Source organism: Caballeronia sordidicola, assembly GCF_000729995.1.
In the GTDB taxonomy this organism is placed as follows: domain Bacteria; phylum Pseudomonadota; class Gammaproteobacteria; order Burkholderiales; family Burkholderiaceae; genus Caballeronia; species Caballeronia sordidicola_A.
Genome location: NZ_JNFG01000199.1, coordinates 692,907 through 710,468 on the forward strand (window position 1 = coordinate 692,907; position 17,562 = coordinate 710,468).

16 protein-coding genes are annotated in these 17,562 nt (G+C 61.6%); 3 read left to right on the forward strand and 13 right to left on the reverse strand.

Annotated elements, in window-relative coordinates:
- Window positions 1-24: 24 nt before the first annotated feature.
- Window positions 25-1,578 (reverse strand): ABC transporter substrate-binding protein, encoded by a 1,554-nt coding sequence (locus tag FH08_RS0137875; protein WP_035568346.1) that lies wholly within the window; start codon window positions 1,576-1,578, stop codon window positions 25-27.
- 95 nt (window positions 1,579-1,673) lie between these two features.
- On the reverse strand, window positions 1,674-2,795 hold the full coding sequence (locus FH08_RS0137880) for a porin (RefSeq protein WP_031363335.1): 1,122 nt from the start codon (window positions 2,793-2,795) through the stop codon (window positions 1,674-1,676).
- 630 nt (window positions 2,796-3,425) lie between these two features.
- On the opposite strand from FH08_RS0137880, the gene FH08_RS0137890 reads away from it, so the two are divergent.
- Together FH08_RS0137890 and FH08_RS0137895 are read left to right on the forward strand one after the other, a co-directional pair.
- Window positions 3,426-4,532, forward strand: coding sequence for an LLM class flavin-dependent oxidoreductase (locus FH08_RS0137890; protein WP_200878845.1), 1,107 nt, complete (start codon window positions 3,426-3,428; stop codon window positions 4,530-4,532).
- A 97-nt stretch (window positions 4,533-4,629) separates the two neighbouring features.
- Entirely contained in the window at window positions 4,630-6,240 is a 1,611-nt protein-coding gene (locus FH08_RS0137895; RefSeq protein WP_031363338.1) for an AMP-binding protein, read from the forward strand.
- Here the strand turns inward: FH08_RS0137895 and FH08_RS49795 are convergent.
- The 10 genes from FH08_RS49795 to FH08_RS0137945 all read right to left on the reverse strand — a co-directional run bounded on the left by FH08_RS49795 (window position 6,237) and on the right by FH08_RS0137945 (window position 16,171).
- Window positions 6,237-6,533: a hypothetical protein gene (locus FH08_RS49795; RefSeq protein WP_051888832.1), complete on the reverse strand. Its 297-nt coding sequence runs from the start codon at window positions 6,531-6,533 to the stop codon at window positions 6,237-6,239. The genes FH08_RS0137895 and FH08_RS49795 overlap by 4 nt on opposite strands.
- Window positions 6,530-7,696, reverse strand: a complete 1,167-nt coding sequence (locus FH08_RS0137905; protein ID WP_031363340.1) for a thiolase family protein — start codon at window positions 7,694-7,696, stop codon at window positions 6,530-6,532. The genes FH08_RS49795 and FH08_RS0137905 overlap by 4 nt, the downstream gene beginning before the upstream one ends.
- 12 nt (window positions 7,697-7,708) lie before the next feature.
- Window positions 7,709-8,401 carry a GntR family transcriptional regulator gene (locus tag FH08_RS49800; protein ID WP_051888833.1) on the reverse strand — a complete coding sequence of 231 codons (693 nt, stop codon included), beginning with the start codon at window positions 8,399-8,401 and terminating at the stop codon, window positions 7,709-7,711.
- 141 nt (window positions 8,402-8,542) lie between these two features.
- Entirely contained in the window at window positions 8,543-10,417 is a 1,875-nt protein-coding gene (locus FH08_RS0137915; protein WP_051888834.1) for a dipeptide ABC transporter ATP-binding protein, read from the reverse strand.
- A gap of 2 nt (window positions 10,418-10,419) precedes the next feature.
- Complete coding sequence (locus FH08_RS0137920; RefSeq protein ID WP_235210631.1) at window positions 10,420-11,403, reverse strand: ABC transporter permease; 984 nt, start codon at window positions 11,401-11,403, stop codon at window positions 10,420-10,422.
- On the reverse strand, window positions 11,400-12,419 hold the full coding sequence (locus FH08_RS0137925) for an ABC transporter permease (protein ID WP_031363344.1): 1,020 nt from the start codon (window positions 12,417-12,419) through the stop codon (window positions 11,400-11,402). Before FH08_RS0137925 ends, FH08_RS0137920 begins: the two co-directional genes overlap by 4 nt.
- Window positions 12,419-13,855, reverse strand: coding sequence for an FAD-binding oxidoreductase (locus tag FH08_RS0137930; protein ID WP_051888835.1), 1,437 nt, complete (start codon window positions 13,853-13,855; stop codon window positions 12,419-12,421). Before FH08_RS0137930 ends, FH08_RS0137925 begins: the two co-directional genes overlap by 1 nt.
- A gap of 7 nt (window positions 13,856-13,862) precedes the next feature.
- Window positions 13,863-14,585 carry an HpcH/HpaI aldolase family protein gene (locus FH08_RS48945; protein ID WP_160172545.1) on the reverse strand — a complete coding sequence of 241 codons (723 nt, stop codon included), beginning with the start codon at window positions 14,583-14,585 and terminating at the stop codon, window positions 13,863-13,865.
- Window positions 14,586-14,759: 174 nt separating this feature from the next.
- Window positions 14,760-15,698 (reverse strand): NADP-dependent oxidoreductase, encoded by a 939-nt coding sequence (locus FH08_RS0137940; RefSeq protein ID WP_031363347.1) that lies wholly within the window; start codon window positions 15,696-15,698, stop codon window positions 14,760-14,762.
- Window positions 15,695-16,171 (reverse strand): hypothetical protein, encoded by a 477-nt coding sequence (locus tag FH08_RS0137945; protein WP_235210632.1) that lies wholly within the window; start codon window positions 16,169-16,171, stop codon window positions 15,695-15,697. Before FH08_RS0137945 ends, FH08_RS0137940 begins: the two co-directional genes overlap by 4 nt.
- A 130-nt stretch (window positions 16,172-16,301) precedes the next feature.
- On the opposite strand from FH08_RS0137945, the gene FH08_RS0137950 reads away from it, so the two are divergent.
- Window positions 16,302-17,006 (forward strand): EthD family reductase, encoded by a 705-nt coding sequence (locus FH08_RS0137950; protein WP_031363349.1) that lies wholly within the window; start codon window positions 16,302-16,304, stop codon window positions 17,004-17,006.
- 35 nt (window positions 17,007-17,041) lie between these two features.
- Here the strand turns inward: FH08_RS0137950 and hpaC are convergent, their stop codons facing one another.
- Window positions 17,042-17,560, reverse strand: coding sequence for a 4-hydroxyphenylacetate 3-monooxygenase, reductase component (gene hpaC / locus FH08_RS0137955; RefSeq protein WP_031363350.1), 519 nt, complete (start codon window positions 17,558-17,560; stop codon window positions 17,042-17,044).
- Between the last annotated feature and the right edge of the window lie 2 nt (window positions 17,561-17,562).

Genomic DNA, 17,562 nt, shown 5'->3' on the forward strand with positions numbered 1-17,562 from the left:
GGGACTCGAATCGAGGGACCCGAATCACTTGCGCTTGTATTCGACCGGCAGGATATAACCGCTATCGAAAGTCTTCACATCAATATTCGATCGATACGCAATCGTGGTCACCGCCTGCAGCAAGGGCACGACCCACGATTTCTCCGATGCTTCCTGACTCAGCGCACGATACCCGGCCATGCGCTTGTCGTCATCGACTTCAGTCATCAGGGCTTCCACGCGCGGCGCGAGTGCGTCGTCTTTCCACGCGGAGAAACGCAGGCGCGGATCAAGAATGCGGCCCGTGTAGTTCTCGGGATCCCCGGTCGAATTGGCCCAGCTATAGAGCAGCACGCCGCTCATCTTGGTCGCCTGGATCTCGCCGATGACCTTCGCCATGGTCGTCTGCGTGAGGTCGGCCTGGATGCCCACGCGCTGCCACATGCCGGCAATGGCGCGCGCCATGTCGTAGTCGCTCGGGAACGTGCCGTTGGTCGTGAGGAACGGCACCTTCACCGGTTTGTTCGGGCCGTACCCCGACTTCGCGAGCGCCGCGAGTGCGCGTTGCGGATCGAAGCCGATCTTGAAGCCCGGTACGTCCGCAGGCGATCCGGGCGTGGCCGTGACCGACAACGGCACCGCTTCGCCGCCGTAGAACGCTTTGGACAGCGCAGCGGTATCAATGGCGTAATGCATGGCCGCGCGCACGTTTTCGTCGTCGAACGGCTTGACGTAGTTCGGCATGCGCAACATGTAGATCTCGCTATACGGATAGATCTTCGTCGTGATGCCAGGCGTCTTCGCCAGGCGCTGCGCCTCGCGCAGCGGGATCTGCACGGCCACCCCCGCGCGGCCGGACTCGACCGCGGCCACCCGCGCCGACGGTTCCGTCGTGATCTGGAACGTGACGTTCTTGATCGCGGGAACACCGCCCCAGTATTTATCGAAGGCTTCGAGCACGATGCGCGAACCGCGCTGATAGTCGACGAGTTTGTAGGGCCCGGCGCCAATTGGCTTCGCCAGGAAACCGTCGATACCGACCTTCTCCATGTACGCCTTCGGCAAGATATATCCGGCCAGGAACGCGAGATAGATCGGGGCGGCCGGCGTCGGCTTGCTATACACCAGCACAGCGCGCGTGGGCGAGATGATCTCGACGTCCTTCAGCGTCTGGAACATGCCGCCAACAGCCAGTTTCTTGTCGGCGGACGGACGATCGTGAAGGCTGTATTTCAGGTCGGCGGTCGTCAGCTTCGAGCCATCATGAAACAGGATGTCGTCGCGCAAGGTGACTTCGAGCCGCTGGTCGGTCTTGTCCTGCCACTTCCACGCCGTGATCTGGCGCGCTTCCAGTTTCAGCTTGGGCGAGTAGCGCAACGGGGAATCGAAGACCGTCTCGTAGATGGATTGCGCCTGCGGCACCGTGATCGCCGTCGGGTCCCAGGTGGGCACGTCCGAGATATACGCAATGTTCAATACGTCATCGCTGGCCGAACCCTCTGCACGCGCGATGTCCCACGGCAGTATCAGGCCGGCCCCTGCGGCCAGCGAGCCCAACAACCATTGCCTGCGCTTCGCGTCGATCTCGAAACTGTCCATCGAAACTCCTGTGTCCCGGCATCTCGCCGGATGAAGATGCACAAAAGCGTGCCGCGACCTGACTCGCAGCACGCGTGAAGATGAATTATTGACGGTCAGAAACGATGGCGCAGCCCCAATCGCACTTCAATCTGGTTGGGCGTGCTCGATCGCTGCAAAACCGGCGCGAGATCGGCGTATTGAGCGTCACCCGCGGCGTGCATGTAAGTGGCCTGCAGGTAGGTATCGGTACGTTTGGACAGGAAGTAGTCCACGATCGCATCGAAGTTGTGATACTTCGGCTTCTGCGAAGTCGCCGAGACCTGACCTTCCGTATAGCTGTATCCGGTGCCGAGTTGCAAGGACGGGGTTACGTAGTAGCTCGCCACGACTTCAAAAATGTTAAACGATACATGGCCGCTGATGTTGGCGCCGACCGTCGGGTCCAGTCCGAGGAATTTCGTGTTCGTATAGTCGGCGCTGATTTTTGCGTTGCCGAACGAGTACTGCCCGCTGATACCGAACGACTGGTACTTCGACGCAGCAATCCCGTAGTTGCCATCGACCGTATTGGTCGCTGTCCACACGCCCTCGGGCACGGCTTCGGCCGGGTGATCAATCGATGTGTACGCCGCTGCCAGTGCGATCGGACCGCCCGCGTATTTCACGCCGACCGACTTGACCGCGTCGCGGTTGGTAGCGCCCGCCACGTTCCCGAATCCATAGAGCGCCGATGCCTGGATGCCCGAGATGATCGGCGAGGTGTATCGGACGGCATTGTTGATACGGAAGTCGATGCCGGTGTTGTCGAGATCGCCCGGGTGCGGGAACAGGATGCCCCAGTTGCCGTTCGCGGTGTACAGGCCCACGTAGTCGCCCATCATTTCGTTTTGACGGCCGAGCGTGACCGTTCCCAAGGTCGTGCTCGACAAACCGACATAAGCGGCGCGGCCGAATTCACGGCCTTGTTGCCCCAGCTTGCCCGAGTTGATGTCGAAACCGTTCTCGAGCCGGAAGATCGCCGACAAGCCGCCCCCCAGATCCTCCGCACCCTGAAGCCCCCAGCGGCTGCCCTGCGAAATACCGCTTTGCATCTGATACGCCTTCGCGCCAAGCTGATTGTTCGAGAAGGTCAGGCCTTCGTCGATGATCCCGTACAGCGTCACGCTGCTTTGAGCGCACACAGAGCCGCTCGCGCACAACGCAGCGAGCGATGCAGCAATAAGAGGTGTTTTCACTTGGGTTCCGTTAAAGATCGTGGGTGGATGACGAGATTTCTTGATGTCGCGATTTCGTTTGTTCGCGACTTCGGACTTCGGGGTAGAACTCGCCGCGCCACGCAGGTCCCTGGAGCGGCAGCTTCCATGACACATGAATGTTTATGGCACATCAACATTCTGAATTCAGATTATTTCAGCAAAAATTGGACGTCAAGAACTTGCCGAAAATGTTTTTGCGAGGAAAGTGCGGGAAGGACTGGGATGCTCAGTCAATGGATCGGGATTGTTCGCGCCTCCCGACGTGATCTGCGTGAAACGGAATATGTCGGATGCGGTTTTTGCGAGGCGTCGGGGTAGTCTTATCGCGGCATGGATCCAATCAAAGTGCAGCGATTAAGCCATATTTGCACCTATACAGCGCCTTTTTCGATCAAGCGCCCTCGCTACTCCGGATGAGACAGCCGACTTTGAACCGTAAAAAGACGCCGACAAACCTCACTGCACCGCGGCGAACTTTTCCTGCAGCCGATCATGCCCCGGCACGACCGGTTTTCGCACCGGCACAACGCATTGAACATGACCCTTGACATGCGATTTTTCTGAATTCAGTATTCTCCAATAACCGCCCTCGATCTCAAGGAGCATGTCTTGACCGAACTCACCGCGAATCCCATGCGACTCGCTCACGCGTTCAAGCTCGGCGTATTTGCAGCCAACGCGGATCGTGGCCTCTCGTTCACGACCGTGCCCGAGCAATGGCGCGCGACATGGGACGACGTGCAGCGCGCCGCCATCGCGGCGGATCTTGGCGGCATGGATTTTTTCCTGCCCATCGCGCGATGGCGCGGCTTCAACGGCACCACGCATGTTCGTGAGTGGTCGTTCGAGACCTTCACGTTCGCCGCGGCACTTGCAGCGGTGACGCGTCGCATTGCGTTGTTTTCGACGGTTCACGTGCCGCTCGTGCATCCGCTGTATGCGGCGAAAGCGCTGGCAACCATTGACCACGTCAGTCATGGCCGCGTGGGCTTGAACATTGTGTGTGGATGGAACCCGGACGAATTCGACATGTTCGGCGTGAAGCTGAACCCGGAGGCTTATAAACAGGCGGCGGAATGGTCCGAGATCCTGATGAAGCTCTACACGTCGGCGGAACCCTTTGATTTCGAGGGCGAGTTCTATCACCTGAAAGGCGCTATTTCACGGCCCGTGCCCTTGCAGGCGCCTCGTCCGGTCACGATGAACGCCGCGTTCGGTGCGCCAGGACGCGACTTCGCGGCACAGTATTGCGACTATCTGTTCACCACGTTTTCAGAACTCGACGCCGGCCGCGAACATGTCGCGGATATTCGTGGCCGTGGACAAGCGGCCGGACGCGACATTGGCGTGTACACCGTGGCGCATGTTGTGTGTCGCGAGACTGATCAGGAGGCGCAGGACTATTACCATCGCTATTCCGTGGAACACACCGACGAAGCCGCGCTCGACTATCACATGAAGCAGAAGAAGGGCTTCAGCCACAGTCACGACGACCGTGCGTTCACCGAGTATCGGCAGCGTTTTGCAGCCGGGACCGGGAGCTTTCCGCTGGTCGGCACGCCGGTGCATATCGTAGATCAACTCATCAAGATTCATGAAAGCGGGTTCGCCGGTGCGGCCCTGACGTTTGTGAATTACGCCGATGAACTGCCCTTTTTCTGCGAGCAAGTCATGCCCCTGATGCGCGAAGCGGGTTTGCGCAACGACACCGACTGACCCTCTGCTTTAGTTGAATACAGCGCTTCTGTCTGAACGAACGTTACGCGCTCGTTCGGGAAGCGCTCGTCCAAACGCTCTACATCACTCCCACCCTATGACATTGACCTCTCCCTATCTTGCGTTCAAACAAACCGCACTGCAGTATCCCGGCAACCACTTTCTGCACATTCCCGCCTCCGCTCGGAAGCATTACGCAACGCCCGAACCGCTGACGTTGAAATACGGAGAGACACTGGCACGAATCGATGAACAGGTTGAACGTTATCGCGATGCCGGTTATCGCGCGGGTATGCGCGTGGCATTATTGCTTGAGAACCGGCCCGAGTTCTTCGTTCATTTCTTCGCGCTCAATGCGCTCGGCATCAGCGTGGTTCCGCTCAACGCCGACTCGCGTCCGCATGAAATGGCGTATGTGGCCGAACACAGCGAGATCGTGCTGGCGGTTGGCATCGATACGACGAAGCCGCTCCTGCATGCCGCACTCCAGGACAAAGTCCCCGTTGCCGATGCAAACACCTCCGTGCTGCCGAGGATTGAAGGCCCAAGCCGCACGACAACCGCACCGTCCCTGGACGATGAATGCGCCATTCTTTACACGTCCGGGACCACCGGCAAGCCCAAGGGCTGCATTCTCGACAACCGCTATTTCTTGTCCATTGGCGAGATTTACATCACGGAAGGCGGCTTGTGCGAAGTCCGTCCGGGCGCCGAGCGTCTGATTACACCGCTGCCGTTATTCCACATGAATGCGCTCGCCTGCTCCACCATGGCCATGGTGCTGTCGGCCGGCTGCGTGATCCAGCTCGACCGGTTTCATCCGCGAAGCTGGTGGGCCGATGTGTCTGAAAGCGGCGCGACGATCGTCCATTATCTCGGTGTCATGCCGGCAATCTTGCTAGGCATGGAAGCCGATAAACCCGTCACGCATTCGGTCCGATTCGGCTACGGCGCGAACGTCGATCCAAAACATCAGCAGGTGTTCGAGCAGCGCTTCGGCTTTCCGCTCATTGAAGGCTGGGCCATGACCGAGACCGGCGGTGCCCTGGTGATCGCATCGAGCCGCGAACCGCGTCACGCAGGCACGCGATGTTTCGGCCGGCCGCGCCCAGGCATGGAAGTGAGGCTTGTCGATGCCGAATACAACGAAGTCGCGCTCGGCGTGCCGGGCCACATGCTGGTGCGTCGGGAAGGATCGCATCCGCGTCTCGGCTTTTTCCGCGGCTATCTAAAAGACGATGCCGCAACAGAAGCCGCATGGCAGCACGACTGGTTTCATACGGGCGATATCGTGCGTCGCGGCGAAGACGGCAGTCTTCATTTCGTCGACAGGCAGAAGAACATCATCCGTCGATCGGGGGAAAATATCGCGGCGCTGGAGGTGGAAGCGTGCCTGCTCGATCATCCTGATGTGCGTCAGACCGCAGTGATTGCCGCGCCCGATTCCCTGCGCGATGAGGAAGTGATGGCGTGCGTGATCGTGTCGCCGGGAACCGTACGCACTGAAGCGACCGCACGCGCGTTGCAGGCGTGGTGCCTGGAACGGCTCGCGTATTACAAGGCGCCGGGTTATGTTGCGTTCGTGGACGCGTTGCCGGTGACATCGACGAACAAGGTGCAGAAAACGCAGCTTGCCGCGTTCGGTGCAGACCCGTTGAACGCGCCGGAATGCTTTGACTTGCGCTCGTTCAAGAAGCGCGTGAGCTAGTCGCTGGAACCAACAATGGCGCCGTCGCTTTCGACGCGAAGCGAGACGACGGTGCCCGGTGCAAGCAAGCGCTCAAGCCGCGCAATGACGCGCGGCCCGGCTTGAGTCAGCACCGTCGCAATGTACGCGATATCCTCACCCGCCTTCCCCGCCCGATGATGCAAAGCCGTGACGTCTTCAACGCGACCTTTGCAAGCCTCGACCTCGATGAACTCATCGCACCCGCACGACGGGCACAGCAAACGCCGGGGGAAATCCACCTGAGCGCACGCAACGCAAGCAAAACCATTCATTGCGCGACTCCTCGCTCGAGCACCACGGCATTCGCACACATGCCGTATCGATACTGCACCATGCCGTAACCGCTCACCGCCGCGAAACGCGCGTCGTCCACCTGGCGCACGCCCGCTTCGTGACGCAACTGGATGATCGCTTCGACCAGTCCATGCATGCCTGCAGCAGCACCCGCCTGTCCCGCCGACAACTGGCCGCCCGACGTATTCACAGGCAAACGGCGTGGCGCAATACGGTCGTGGATCAACGCATGCAGGGTGGGCTGGTCATCGGCGAACCCGAGGTCAATGAGTTGCGCGAGGATCATCGACGGATAGTCGTCATAGACCGAGACGAGGTTCATATCGGCGGGCTGGAGGTTGGCGTCGCGCCAGAGGGAATCACGAATGCCTGCAAGACCCGTGACAAGTCCGTCGCCGTGCTGATGGTCGACGTTATACGACGCACGCAGCGCCCGGATACGAACCGGTGAATGCTCAGCACAACGATGGTTCGACGAGGTCAGCACAAAGGCATTGGCGCCTGATACCACCGGCACGCAATCGAAGCGACATAGCGGCTCTGCCACGAGCGGCGCGGCAAGATAGGTTTCAAGCGTCAACGGCTCACGATAGACAGCCAGCGGATTCATCGACGCCCACTCGCGTTGCGCGATGCACAGCGCCGCGTAGTCCTCGCGCGTCAATTGCAAGGCGCGCATCTGGCGTTGCGTGAGCATCGCGAACAGCGGATTCGGCCCGCCCGTGTTCAACGGCCGCAGATGCGTACGCGTCGTCACGTTGTAGTTCTCGACGAGCGACGTAAAATCCGCCGCCTCGAAATGGTCCCCGCTGACCAGGACGATCACGCTTGCGTCGCCGGCCTGGATGGCGCGCGCCGCATGCTGCAAGAGATTGATCCCGCTCGCGCCGCCGTGACAATCGTCCATGCACCAGCCCACGCGCAAACCGGTGCGCCACGCGAAGTCGATAGCATGATCGGGCGGCAAGGTGAACGATGCCACACCAAGACCATCGACTTCGTTCGTCGACAATTCGGCCTGCAAAAGCGCAGCCTTCAAAGCCTGAGCGAGCAAACCCGCTGTGCTCGTGCCGGCCGCTGCGTGACGCGTGTACGGTACTTCGACCGCTGCAACAATCGACACCCCTGCGAAGTCGTTCATCGCGTGGGCGCGTCAGACCGCATCGTCGCTGTTGAGAAAATACTGCTGTTCGGCGTCGTCGATAAAACCCTGGGTCGCCGAGCGCACCTTCACGGGATCGCGATCCACGAAGCCTTTCAACAACACCTGCATGCCGTCGGTGATCAGCTTCATCGTGCCCGGTTTCGTCATGGTTCCATGACGCACCTGGCGCGTGTGATCGGCGAAACGCAGGATCGTGCCTTTCAAGCGCATGTTCAACACGCCTTCGAGCCAGATCGCGCGAAACTCGACGTTGGCCTCGGTCATCAACGCAATGTCCTTGCGCTCGAACGCGCGACGGCATTTGCGATAAGCCGCGCCCATGCCGGCGAGTTGTTCATCCGTGAGCACGGCGGCCGCCGCCGCGGCCGCGCCCGGCTCGAGCATGCGGCGCACTTCGAAGATCTCGCGCACATCCTCGCCCGTCAGCACCGGCGTGACGAACCCGCGCGTGGTGCCGACCAGGTACCCCTCATTCACGAGGCGCAGCAATGCCTGACGAACCGGCATGCGTGTGCACTCGAATTCCTCGGCGATCTCGTAGTCGAGCACGCGGTCATCGGGGCCGATCTGACCGCGTTGAAGGCGGCCCAATACTTCCTGATACACCGACTCCATCAATGTGGCCGGGCGCAGCGCAGTCCGTCGCGGCTGCTTGATAACCGTCGGGTCGGCGGTTGCCATGGTTCTCTCCGTTGTCTTGTTGCGCGTTTTCGTCACGATTCGTATACCGCCGCAATGGCGGCAGTGTCACGCTATCAATAATTGTACCGGCTGGAATCCGGCCAGCCCCTCAAAGCTCGCCGCGCTTGCTGCTCATAACCTTCATGCCGCTTCCTCCAGGCCGGCGGGGGGCCATGGCGTTCCAGCATGATCGCTCGGCACCGCGTCGATCAGCGCGCGCGTGTACGGATGGCGCGGCGCGGCAAACACTTCCTCGGTTAACCCCTGCTCCACCACTTCGCCGCGACGCATCACGAGCACGCGGCTGCACAAGTAGCGCACCACGGACAGATCATGTGAGATGAGCAGCAGTGCAATCTGCCGCTCGCGGCGCAACTCCAGCAGCAGATTCAGGATCTGCGCCTGGACGGAAACATCGAGCCCTGACACGATTTCATCGGCGACAATCAATTGCGGCGACGCACACAGCGCACGGCCAATATTCACGCGCTGCTTCTGACCGCCCGACAACTGCGTGGGAAAACGCGTGAGGGTATCGGCGGGAAGACCCACGTCACGTTGCACCGACTGCGCGCGGGCGAGCCGCTGCTTTGCATCGAGCGGCGCCACGCCGGCCGCTTCCAGCGCCTGCGTCAAGAGCCGCTCAACCGAGCGGCGCGGGTTCAGCGCCGACTGCGGATCCTGAAAGATAATCTGTACCTGCTCGCGTGCGCGCCGCACGCGCTCCGCGCTGCCGTGGGTCAAATCTTCGCCTCCGATCATCACCCGACCGTCGGTCGGCTGTTCGATACCCATTAAAAGCCGCGCCACCGATGTCTTGCCGCTGCCGCTTTCCCCCACGATCCCCACGAACTCCCCGGGGAAAATCTGCAGCGACAGCGGCTTTACGGCATGGAACGAAGTCTTGCGCTGCCCGAACACACCGCTGCGGCTCGTGTACGTCAGCGCTGCCTCGCGCAATTCCGCCACCGGTTGCGCGCCCATGACGGGCGCAGGCGGCAACAGCGGCGCCTGCGAATTGTCTGCCAGCGGCGCATGCTCGCACGCCTCGCTGCACGCGACCCGATGCCCATTGGGCGCCACGCGGTCATGCAGGACAGCGGCGCACGCGGCGCCGGCGCTTGGGCAACGCGGCGCGAAACGGCACCCGGCGATACCGGCCAGCGCGGACAAGCCCGGCATTTGCTGAGCGAGTACCGGCAAGCGGCGCCGCGGTCCGGTGAGATCGGGCGTCGCGTATTTCAACGCACGCGTGTACGGGTGGCGCGGTTCATCGAGGACATCGCGGGCCGGGCCGTACTCGACCAGATCGCCGGCATACATCACGGCGACGTCATCGCAGACATGGGCTGCCAGCCGCAGATCGTGCGTGATCAGCAGCACGGCGGTCGAATGCACGCGCTGCTGTTCCGCGAGCATGCGCATCACGCGGGTTTGCGTGACGACATCGAGCGCGGTCGTGGGTTCGTCGGCAATCAGCAGCGCCGGGTTGCTCGCGAAGGCCATCGCGATCAGCACGCGCTGGCATTGTCCGCCCGATAACTGATGCGGATAGCGCTTGAGCATCTCGGCGGGTACCGGCAGTTGCACCGATTCAAGCGCCTTGCGCGCAGTCTCCCACCGTTCGTTCGACGGCACGCCGACGCGCGCAAGATGTTCATTGAAGGTATCGGCGATCGTCCACAGCGGGTTCAACGCGGTCAGCGGTTCCTGAGGGATGAAGGCGATTTTCCGGCCGAGAAGTGCGCGGCGTTTTGCCTTCGACATCGCAAGCATGTCCTGTCCGTCAAAGCGCATGCCGCCGCTCGTCACCGTGAATCCGCTTGGCAACAGGCCCGAGATCAGCCGTGCCAGCATGCTTTTCCCCGCACCCGATTCACCGACCACGCCCAACACGCGACCCCGACCTATCGATAACGTCAACTCGCGCAGCGCCGCGACCGGCTGGCCACCCAGCTTCGCGGTCAGCGTCACGCCATCCAGTTGCAGCACCGTTTCAGTGATTGGTGTCGCCATCATCATTCTCCCTTGCTGCGCATACGGGGATCGAGCGCGACACGCAGCCCGTCGCCGAGAAGGTTGCAGCCAAGCACCGTGATCACGATGGCAAGCACCGGGAACAAGAGCCCCGACAACGACTCATGCATGGACACACGTGCATCCGCGATCATCACGCCCCACGCGGTTACATTGGCCGGCACGCTCAAGCCGATGAAACTCAGCAATGCTTCAACGGTGATCGCAACCCCCATTTCGAGTGAGAACAGCGTGATCATCAACGGCAGCGCAGCAGGCAATATTTCCCGCAGCATGATCCGCAGGTGCGTGAAGTTGAGCAGTTGCGCGGCAAGCACATAGTCACGCTGACGCACGACCATCACCTCAGATCGGACGACGCGGCAAAAGCGCGTCCAGTCCACCAGCACGATCGACAGGATCACGTTCTCTATACCGACGCCGAGACTCACCATCAGCACCAGCGACAACACGACCGGCGGAAACGACATCCACAGATCCACCAGATAACTGATGCTGCGATCGACCCAGCCACCGAAATAGCCAGCGAGAATCGCCAGCACGCTGCCGACAATACCCGCGCCAAACGCGGCAATCACCGCAACCGTCAGCGCGATACGGCTGCCGTATAACAAGCGCGATAACACGTCGCGGCCGAGGCTGTCCGTGCCGAGCGGAAAAGCGGCGTCGCCGCCGGCCATCCATGCGGGCGGCGACAACATGTGCAGCAGATCCTGATCGAGCGGATTATGCGGCGCGAGCCACGGCGCGAACACGGCGCAGAACAACACGCCCAGCACGATCGCGCCGCCGAGCCAGAGATTGACAGAAGGCTTGCGGCGCGCGCGGGCCGATTTGCCTATGCCCGCCGCAACCGGCGCGGCCGCTTCCGGCGATGGGTCGACTGAAGTGGATTCGTGCAGCATGTCAGCCTTGATATCGTGCTTCGAATTCAGCGGGGTCGTGGACATGTCGTGTGTGCTCATGCTGTTTTGCGCAAGCGCGGATTCATGATCACGTACAGCGTGTCGACGATCGCGTTGATCACCAGCATCAGCGCGCAGAACACGATCGCGATGCCCTGGATCAACACCAGGTCGTTGTTGCGCACCGCCTGCACCATCAAGTTGCCCACGCCGGGAAACGAGAAGATCATCTCGACGAGCAACGCGCCGCCGAACAGGAAACCGAACTGCACGCCGATCATGGTCAGCGCGGGCAACGCCGCGTTCTTCAGCATGTGACGCCACAGGATCCGGCTCTCCGATACCCCGCGCAATCGCGCCACACCCACATACGATTCATTGCGCTGGTCGAGCAGACTGGAGCGCAGCACGCGGATCACGAGCGGTGCAAAACCAAATGCAAGCGCCAGCGACGGCAACACGAGATGACTCGCCGCGCTTAGCCAGTCGCTGAATTCGCCCTTCACCAGGAAGTCGATCAACAGGAAGCCGGTGAGATGCGGCATCGGAATGCCGTCGCCTACGCGCCCGGAAAACGGCAGCACGGGTAAGTACACACCGAGCAGCGCGATTAGCAACAAGGCCCACAGGAACGACGGCACGGACTGCATCAACACCACGGCGAAGCCGACCGGCAACTCGCCGCGGCGATCGGTGACGGCATACGCAAACACGCCGCCCGGCACGCTGATGATCAACGAGATGACGAGCGACGTGAGACAAAGTTCAAGCGTCGCGGGCAAGGTCGAGCCGATCAGCGTGGCGACCGGTTGCTGGAACGAAATCGATGCCCCCAGGTTGCCGTGCAGCGCATTCACGAGCCAGATCAGGAACTGGCTGGGAATCGGTTTATCGAGGCCGAGCTGATGGCGCAGTAGTGCCGCATCGGCGGGCGTGGCGTTGGGCGGCAGCATCATCGCGAGCGGGTCGGCGGGAACGAGCCGCAGCACGACGAACACGATCAGCGCGAGCATCAGCAGCGTGGGGATCGCGGCAATCAGCCGGCGCGAGAGAACGGTAGAGATCAGCCGCAGCATCACAGCGCTCCAGTGGTGCTCAACGCGGCCGGCCCAGCGTCAACGAACACCTTGCCGGGGTTGAGCAGATTTAAAGGATCGAGGGCGCGCTTGATCGCGCGCATTGCGCCGATCGCGCCGGCGTCGCGGGTGTAGCCCAGATACGCGCGCTTCTTGCCGCCAACTCCATGTTCCGCGGACACCGCGCCATGCCATTCGCGCGTGAGTTCGTAGACGGCGGCATCGACGTGTTCGTGGAGATCGGGCGGCGCATTCTCCAGATGGGCGATGACGTGCAGGTTGCCGTCGCCGAGATGGCCGTACACAAGAGTGCGCATATTCGGCCAGCGTGCATGCAGCATGGCTTCGCATTGCTCGGCAACCTTGCCGATATCCGCGATCGCAAAGCTGATGTCGAACGCAATGAGCCCCGGCAGAAGGATGGGGAATTCAGCGGGCGCGTCGCGGACGGCCCAGAAACGGGTGGCATCGGCGGCGGAACTGGCAAGCGATGCGTTCTCTATCACGCCGGCATCAAGCATCTCGCCGAGCATGGCTTCGAAGTCTTCGGCTTGTCGTTCGGCATCGGAACCGATGCTTTCCAGCAGCACATAAAACGCATGCGTGGTGTCGAGCGGCGCGCGCACGGTTTTGATATTCGCCAGCACGTAGTCGTAATAGCTCGGCCACATCACTTCGAACGCCGAGACCCCGCCCGACATCCGCGCGCGGGCATGCTGCAGCAAACGTGTGACGGCCGCGAAGTCAGGCAGTCCGCACCATGCCGTCGATACCCCCAGCGGTTTCGGCGCGAGCCGCATGACCGCACGCGTGATGACCGCGAGCGTGCCTTCGCTGCCGATCAGCAGGTTCTTCAGGTCATAACCGCTGTTGTTCTTGATCATCTTGTGGAGATCGCTGATCACGGTGCCGTCGGCGAGAACCGCTTCCAGACCCAGCACATGGTCACGCGCCATGCCGTATTTGATTACGCGATTTCCGCCTGCATTCGTCGCGAGGTTGCCACCGATCGTGCAGCTGCCACGCGCGCCGAGATCGAGCGGAAACATCATGCCGGCAGCATCGGCGGCTTCCTGCACGCGTTGCAGCACCGCGCCCGCCTGCACGGTGATCGTGCCCGAGACCGTATCGACTTCTTCAATCGCGCTCATCCGTTCCAGGCTCAGCGCCACTTCGCCGCCGAACAGGTTGGCGCCGCCCGCGAGGCCGGTCAACCCACCCTGCGTGACGACCGCTTGCTGGTTGGCGTGGCAAAACGCGAGCGCCCGCGATACCTCTCTTGTCGAACGCGGCCGGATCAACGCAATGGGTTCAGCGCCCGGCGTTCCGCTCCAGTCCCGCACCCGCCGGGTGCCGAGATCGGCGCCGGGCGTGACTACGTCGGCGCCCAACTCGGCCACCAATCGTTCGACGAAGCTGATCGTGGATGACGTCATGATCGGCTCAGTCTTTAAGGGCCGTGACGGCTTGTTCGAAGCCGGCTCGCACCACTTCGATGTCGCTTGCAGCCACGACGAAATCGAAACCGAGCGCGCGAGCGGCAAGCGCGTCCTGCGTCGACCCGGTGTAGATCCCGCACGGAAGATGGTTCGCGCGGGCGGCTTGCAAGATGCGCGCGCAGTCCTGTTCGATCACGTCCGGCGCGACGTCACCTCGCGACAAGGACAGGTCGCCGGTACCGATAAACAGGTAGCCCAGACCTTCCACGGCGGCAATCGCTTCGACCTGCTCCACGCCCGCAGCCGTCTCGATCATCACGCCGATCGAGATCCGCTCACCGTCGTTTTTTATCGCTGCCATGCCGGCAATCAGCGGCCTAACGCCGCCCGCCGAGCGCTGTCCGAAGGGCGGATAGCGGCCAAAGGAGACGGCACGGCGGGCTTCATCGGCGGATTCGATCAACGGAACCAGCGCCGACGCCGCGCCCGCATCCAGCGCTTCTGCAATCGCCTGAGCCGAGTTCTCGCCCACGCGCACGATCACCGGAACCTGATACCGCACCTGACCGATCACCGCTTCGAGCGCGGTGCGTTCCCACAACCCATGCTGCCGGTCGATCACGATCAGATCCGGCGCGGCCGTCATGCCGATTTCCACGAGCGGCGTGCTGCCCATTGCAAACCACACGCAGGACAAAGCGCGTTTTTCCGCGAATGCAGTTTGCATCGATTGGGGCACCGGGCGGACATCGAGAATTTTTTGCATCGTATAGTGGGGAGGACTTCTTCAGAAACGGGGTTGGAACGCGCGGTCGAAACTCGATCAATCACCTGACCTGAAACTGTGTTTACGACATTCTGAATTCAGATTATTGGGTTAAAAATTGGGCGTCAAGCGATTTCATCCTCCGGCCTCCATGTTCAGCACCATCCGGCCGCGCGAGACGTGACCCGCTTCGAACTGGCGGTGCGCATCGGCGGCGGCGGCGAGTGGGAGCGTGGACATTACGGCGGGTATTAGCACCCCTTCGACAGCGAGTTGCGCGACGGCGTGAAGCGCTTCCGGTGCGTCAGAGATCATCGCGCGCGTGACGGTGACGCCGTATTTTTCGGCCTGATTTTCAAACGGCATGGCAGTAAGGTAGACGAGCTGACCGCCCGCTTTCAGCACCTGATATGACCGCGCATGCGTCTCGCCGCCGATCAGATCGAACACGACATCGACATGACCCAGCAAGCCGAAATCATCGCGATCGTATGCCACCGCCCGATGCGCGCCGAGCCCCAGCACATAGTCGATATTCTCCGCGCGGCAGGTCGTTGTCACGTCCAGTCCAAGATGGCGCGCGAGCTGGATCATCTGCCCGCCAACTGCACCCGCGCCGCCATGAATCAGCACGCTCATGCCTTCTGAAAGCATCGCGGTCCTGCACATCGAAATCCATGCGCTGACGCCGGGCTGAAGCAACGCGGCGGCTTGCGCGGTCGAGAGATCAGGCGGCTTTTTGACCACGCGTGTCGAAGCACAAACGATCGCTTCGGCGTAGGTTCCGCTGCGTGTCGGGTCGGCCGCGACGCACACCTCATCGCCTATGGAAAACCCTGCCACCCCCTCCCCGATTTGATCGATGACACCTACGCCGTCACGTCCCGGAATCTTCGGAAAGGTCAATGAGAAATGCGGTTGCAATGCGCCGGAGCGCAGCTTTGCATCGATCGGCGATACCCCCGCGGCCTTCAGGCGAACACGGACTTCGTTCGGTCCCGCGACCGGGTCGTCGAGCGTAACGAGTTCGAGGACATCGGGTGAGCCGTATTGCGAATACCGGATCGCTTTCATGCCGTTGCGGCGTCGCCGTCACGGCCCGATTCAAGCAGCGCCCGAATCAGGAACATCTCGGTTTCGTGCGTCGAACAGATTTGCGCCCATGCGTCGTCGGATTGTGTGGCAAGCCGCCACGTGAAAAGCGTGATGACCGCCGTGCCTTCGGGATGTCCTAACGCGGGACCATCGAATACGCGAGCAGCGTTGCGGAATCGCAGGCCGTCTTCATTGCCGCCGACTTCGTAATCGATCGTCAAAGCAACCGGATCCGCATGAATCCGGACCCAGGTGTCGGCGCCGGTGAACACCGACTCCCCGACGAACGTCTGCGCCCCAACCGTTCTGCGCTTCCAGCTTCCCAGCGCCCATCGGCCTTGGCGCTCGCCGTCGGCCATCAGTACAAATGCTCGCTGGGCGTCAGCCTGAACGCGAATGCTGCTGCTATGACAATGTGCGTCGATCACCTTGAGTTCCCGGACAGTTTTCAAAAATGGCTTGAGCGAAAAAATTACGCTCAAAGCTTTTTGCAACATTCTGAATTCAGATTATTATCGGAAACAGGGTTCGTCAAGCGACGTTTCCAAGTTGTTTCAGCCTGTCCAACCGGAAGCAAAATTCATGGATGTCTGCCTCTTTCTGATTGCGACCGAGCGCGCCACGGCCGACGTGGCTCAAACGGTTAGTGCCCAAGGGATCTACGATCTTGCCGCGACCTTCCCCGGCATCAAGCGCGCCGTGGTTCACGTGCCCGTGGAAGGCGGCGCGAACGACCCGTACCTGCACGCGGAGAAACCGCCGCGTTGCACGCTGCAGTTTTATTTCGACAGCATCGATGCGCTCGAAAACGTGTTGCGCGAAGGCGGCAGCGCCCATGCGCTATTGAACCTGACAGGGTTGAAAGAATGCGACCTGACGCAACAGGTCATGGCCGTGAGGCGGTTCCCGGTGCCCGACCCTGGCTCGCAACCGGCCGATGCTCCTCGCTGCACCTACCTGGTCAGCTACGAGGGTCCGGCTGACGATTTGAACGCGTGGCTGGGTCATTACATCGATAGTCATCCGCCGATCATGGCGCGCTTTCCCGGCATTCGGGAGATCGAGATCTACACGCGGATGGACTATCGCGGCGCGCTACCGGTGGCACGATCGAACGCGATGCAACGCAACAAAGTCGTCTTCGATTCGCCCGACGCGTTGAACGCCGCGCTGGCGTCGCCGGTGCGCCACGATATGCGCGCTGACTTCAAGAACTTCCCGGCGTTCAGCGGCGCGAACCTGCATTTCCCGATGATCAGCGTCGCGCGTGACTTCGCGGACGGCTGACCTGCGGCCAAGCATGGCGATCGAACCGCACGCGTTCAGCAAGCAACCGGCGCCCTCGCCACCCGCGCCAGCCGATGAAAATCGCGATCGAAATAGATCAGGCCGTCGCCGTCGTGGCGCACCACCATATCGGCGATTTCCACGAACATCACCGAGTGCGACCCGACGGTCTTGCGCTCGACAATCCGCCCTTCCAGGCTCGCGAGCGCATCGGTTAGAACAGGCGTCCCAAGGAGCCCCGCAGTCCAGGCCTGCTGCTCGAAGCGGGCGGCCATCGGCAGCCTGGTCATGCCGGCGAAGTGCTGCGCAAGCTCCTGCTGATTGCCGGGCAGCACATTGATGCAGACCTGCCCATTCCCCGCGAACACCGCGTGCGCGGCGCTCGACTGGTTCACGCAGACAAGCATAGTAGGCGGGCTATCCGTTACCGAACAGACCGCGCTTGCCGTGATGCCGCAGCGGCCATGCGGCCCATCGGTCGTAATGATGTTCACCGCCGCCGACAGATGCGCCATCGCGTCCCGGAACAGCTTGCGGTTATCGACTTCGTTCATGC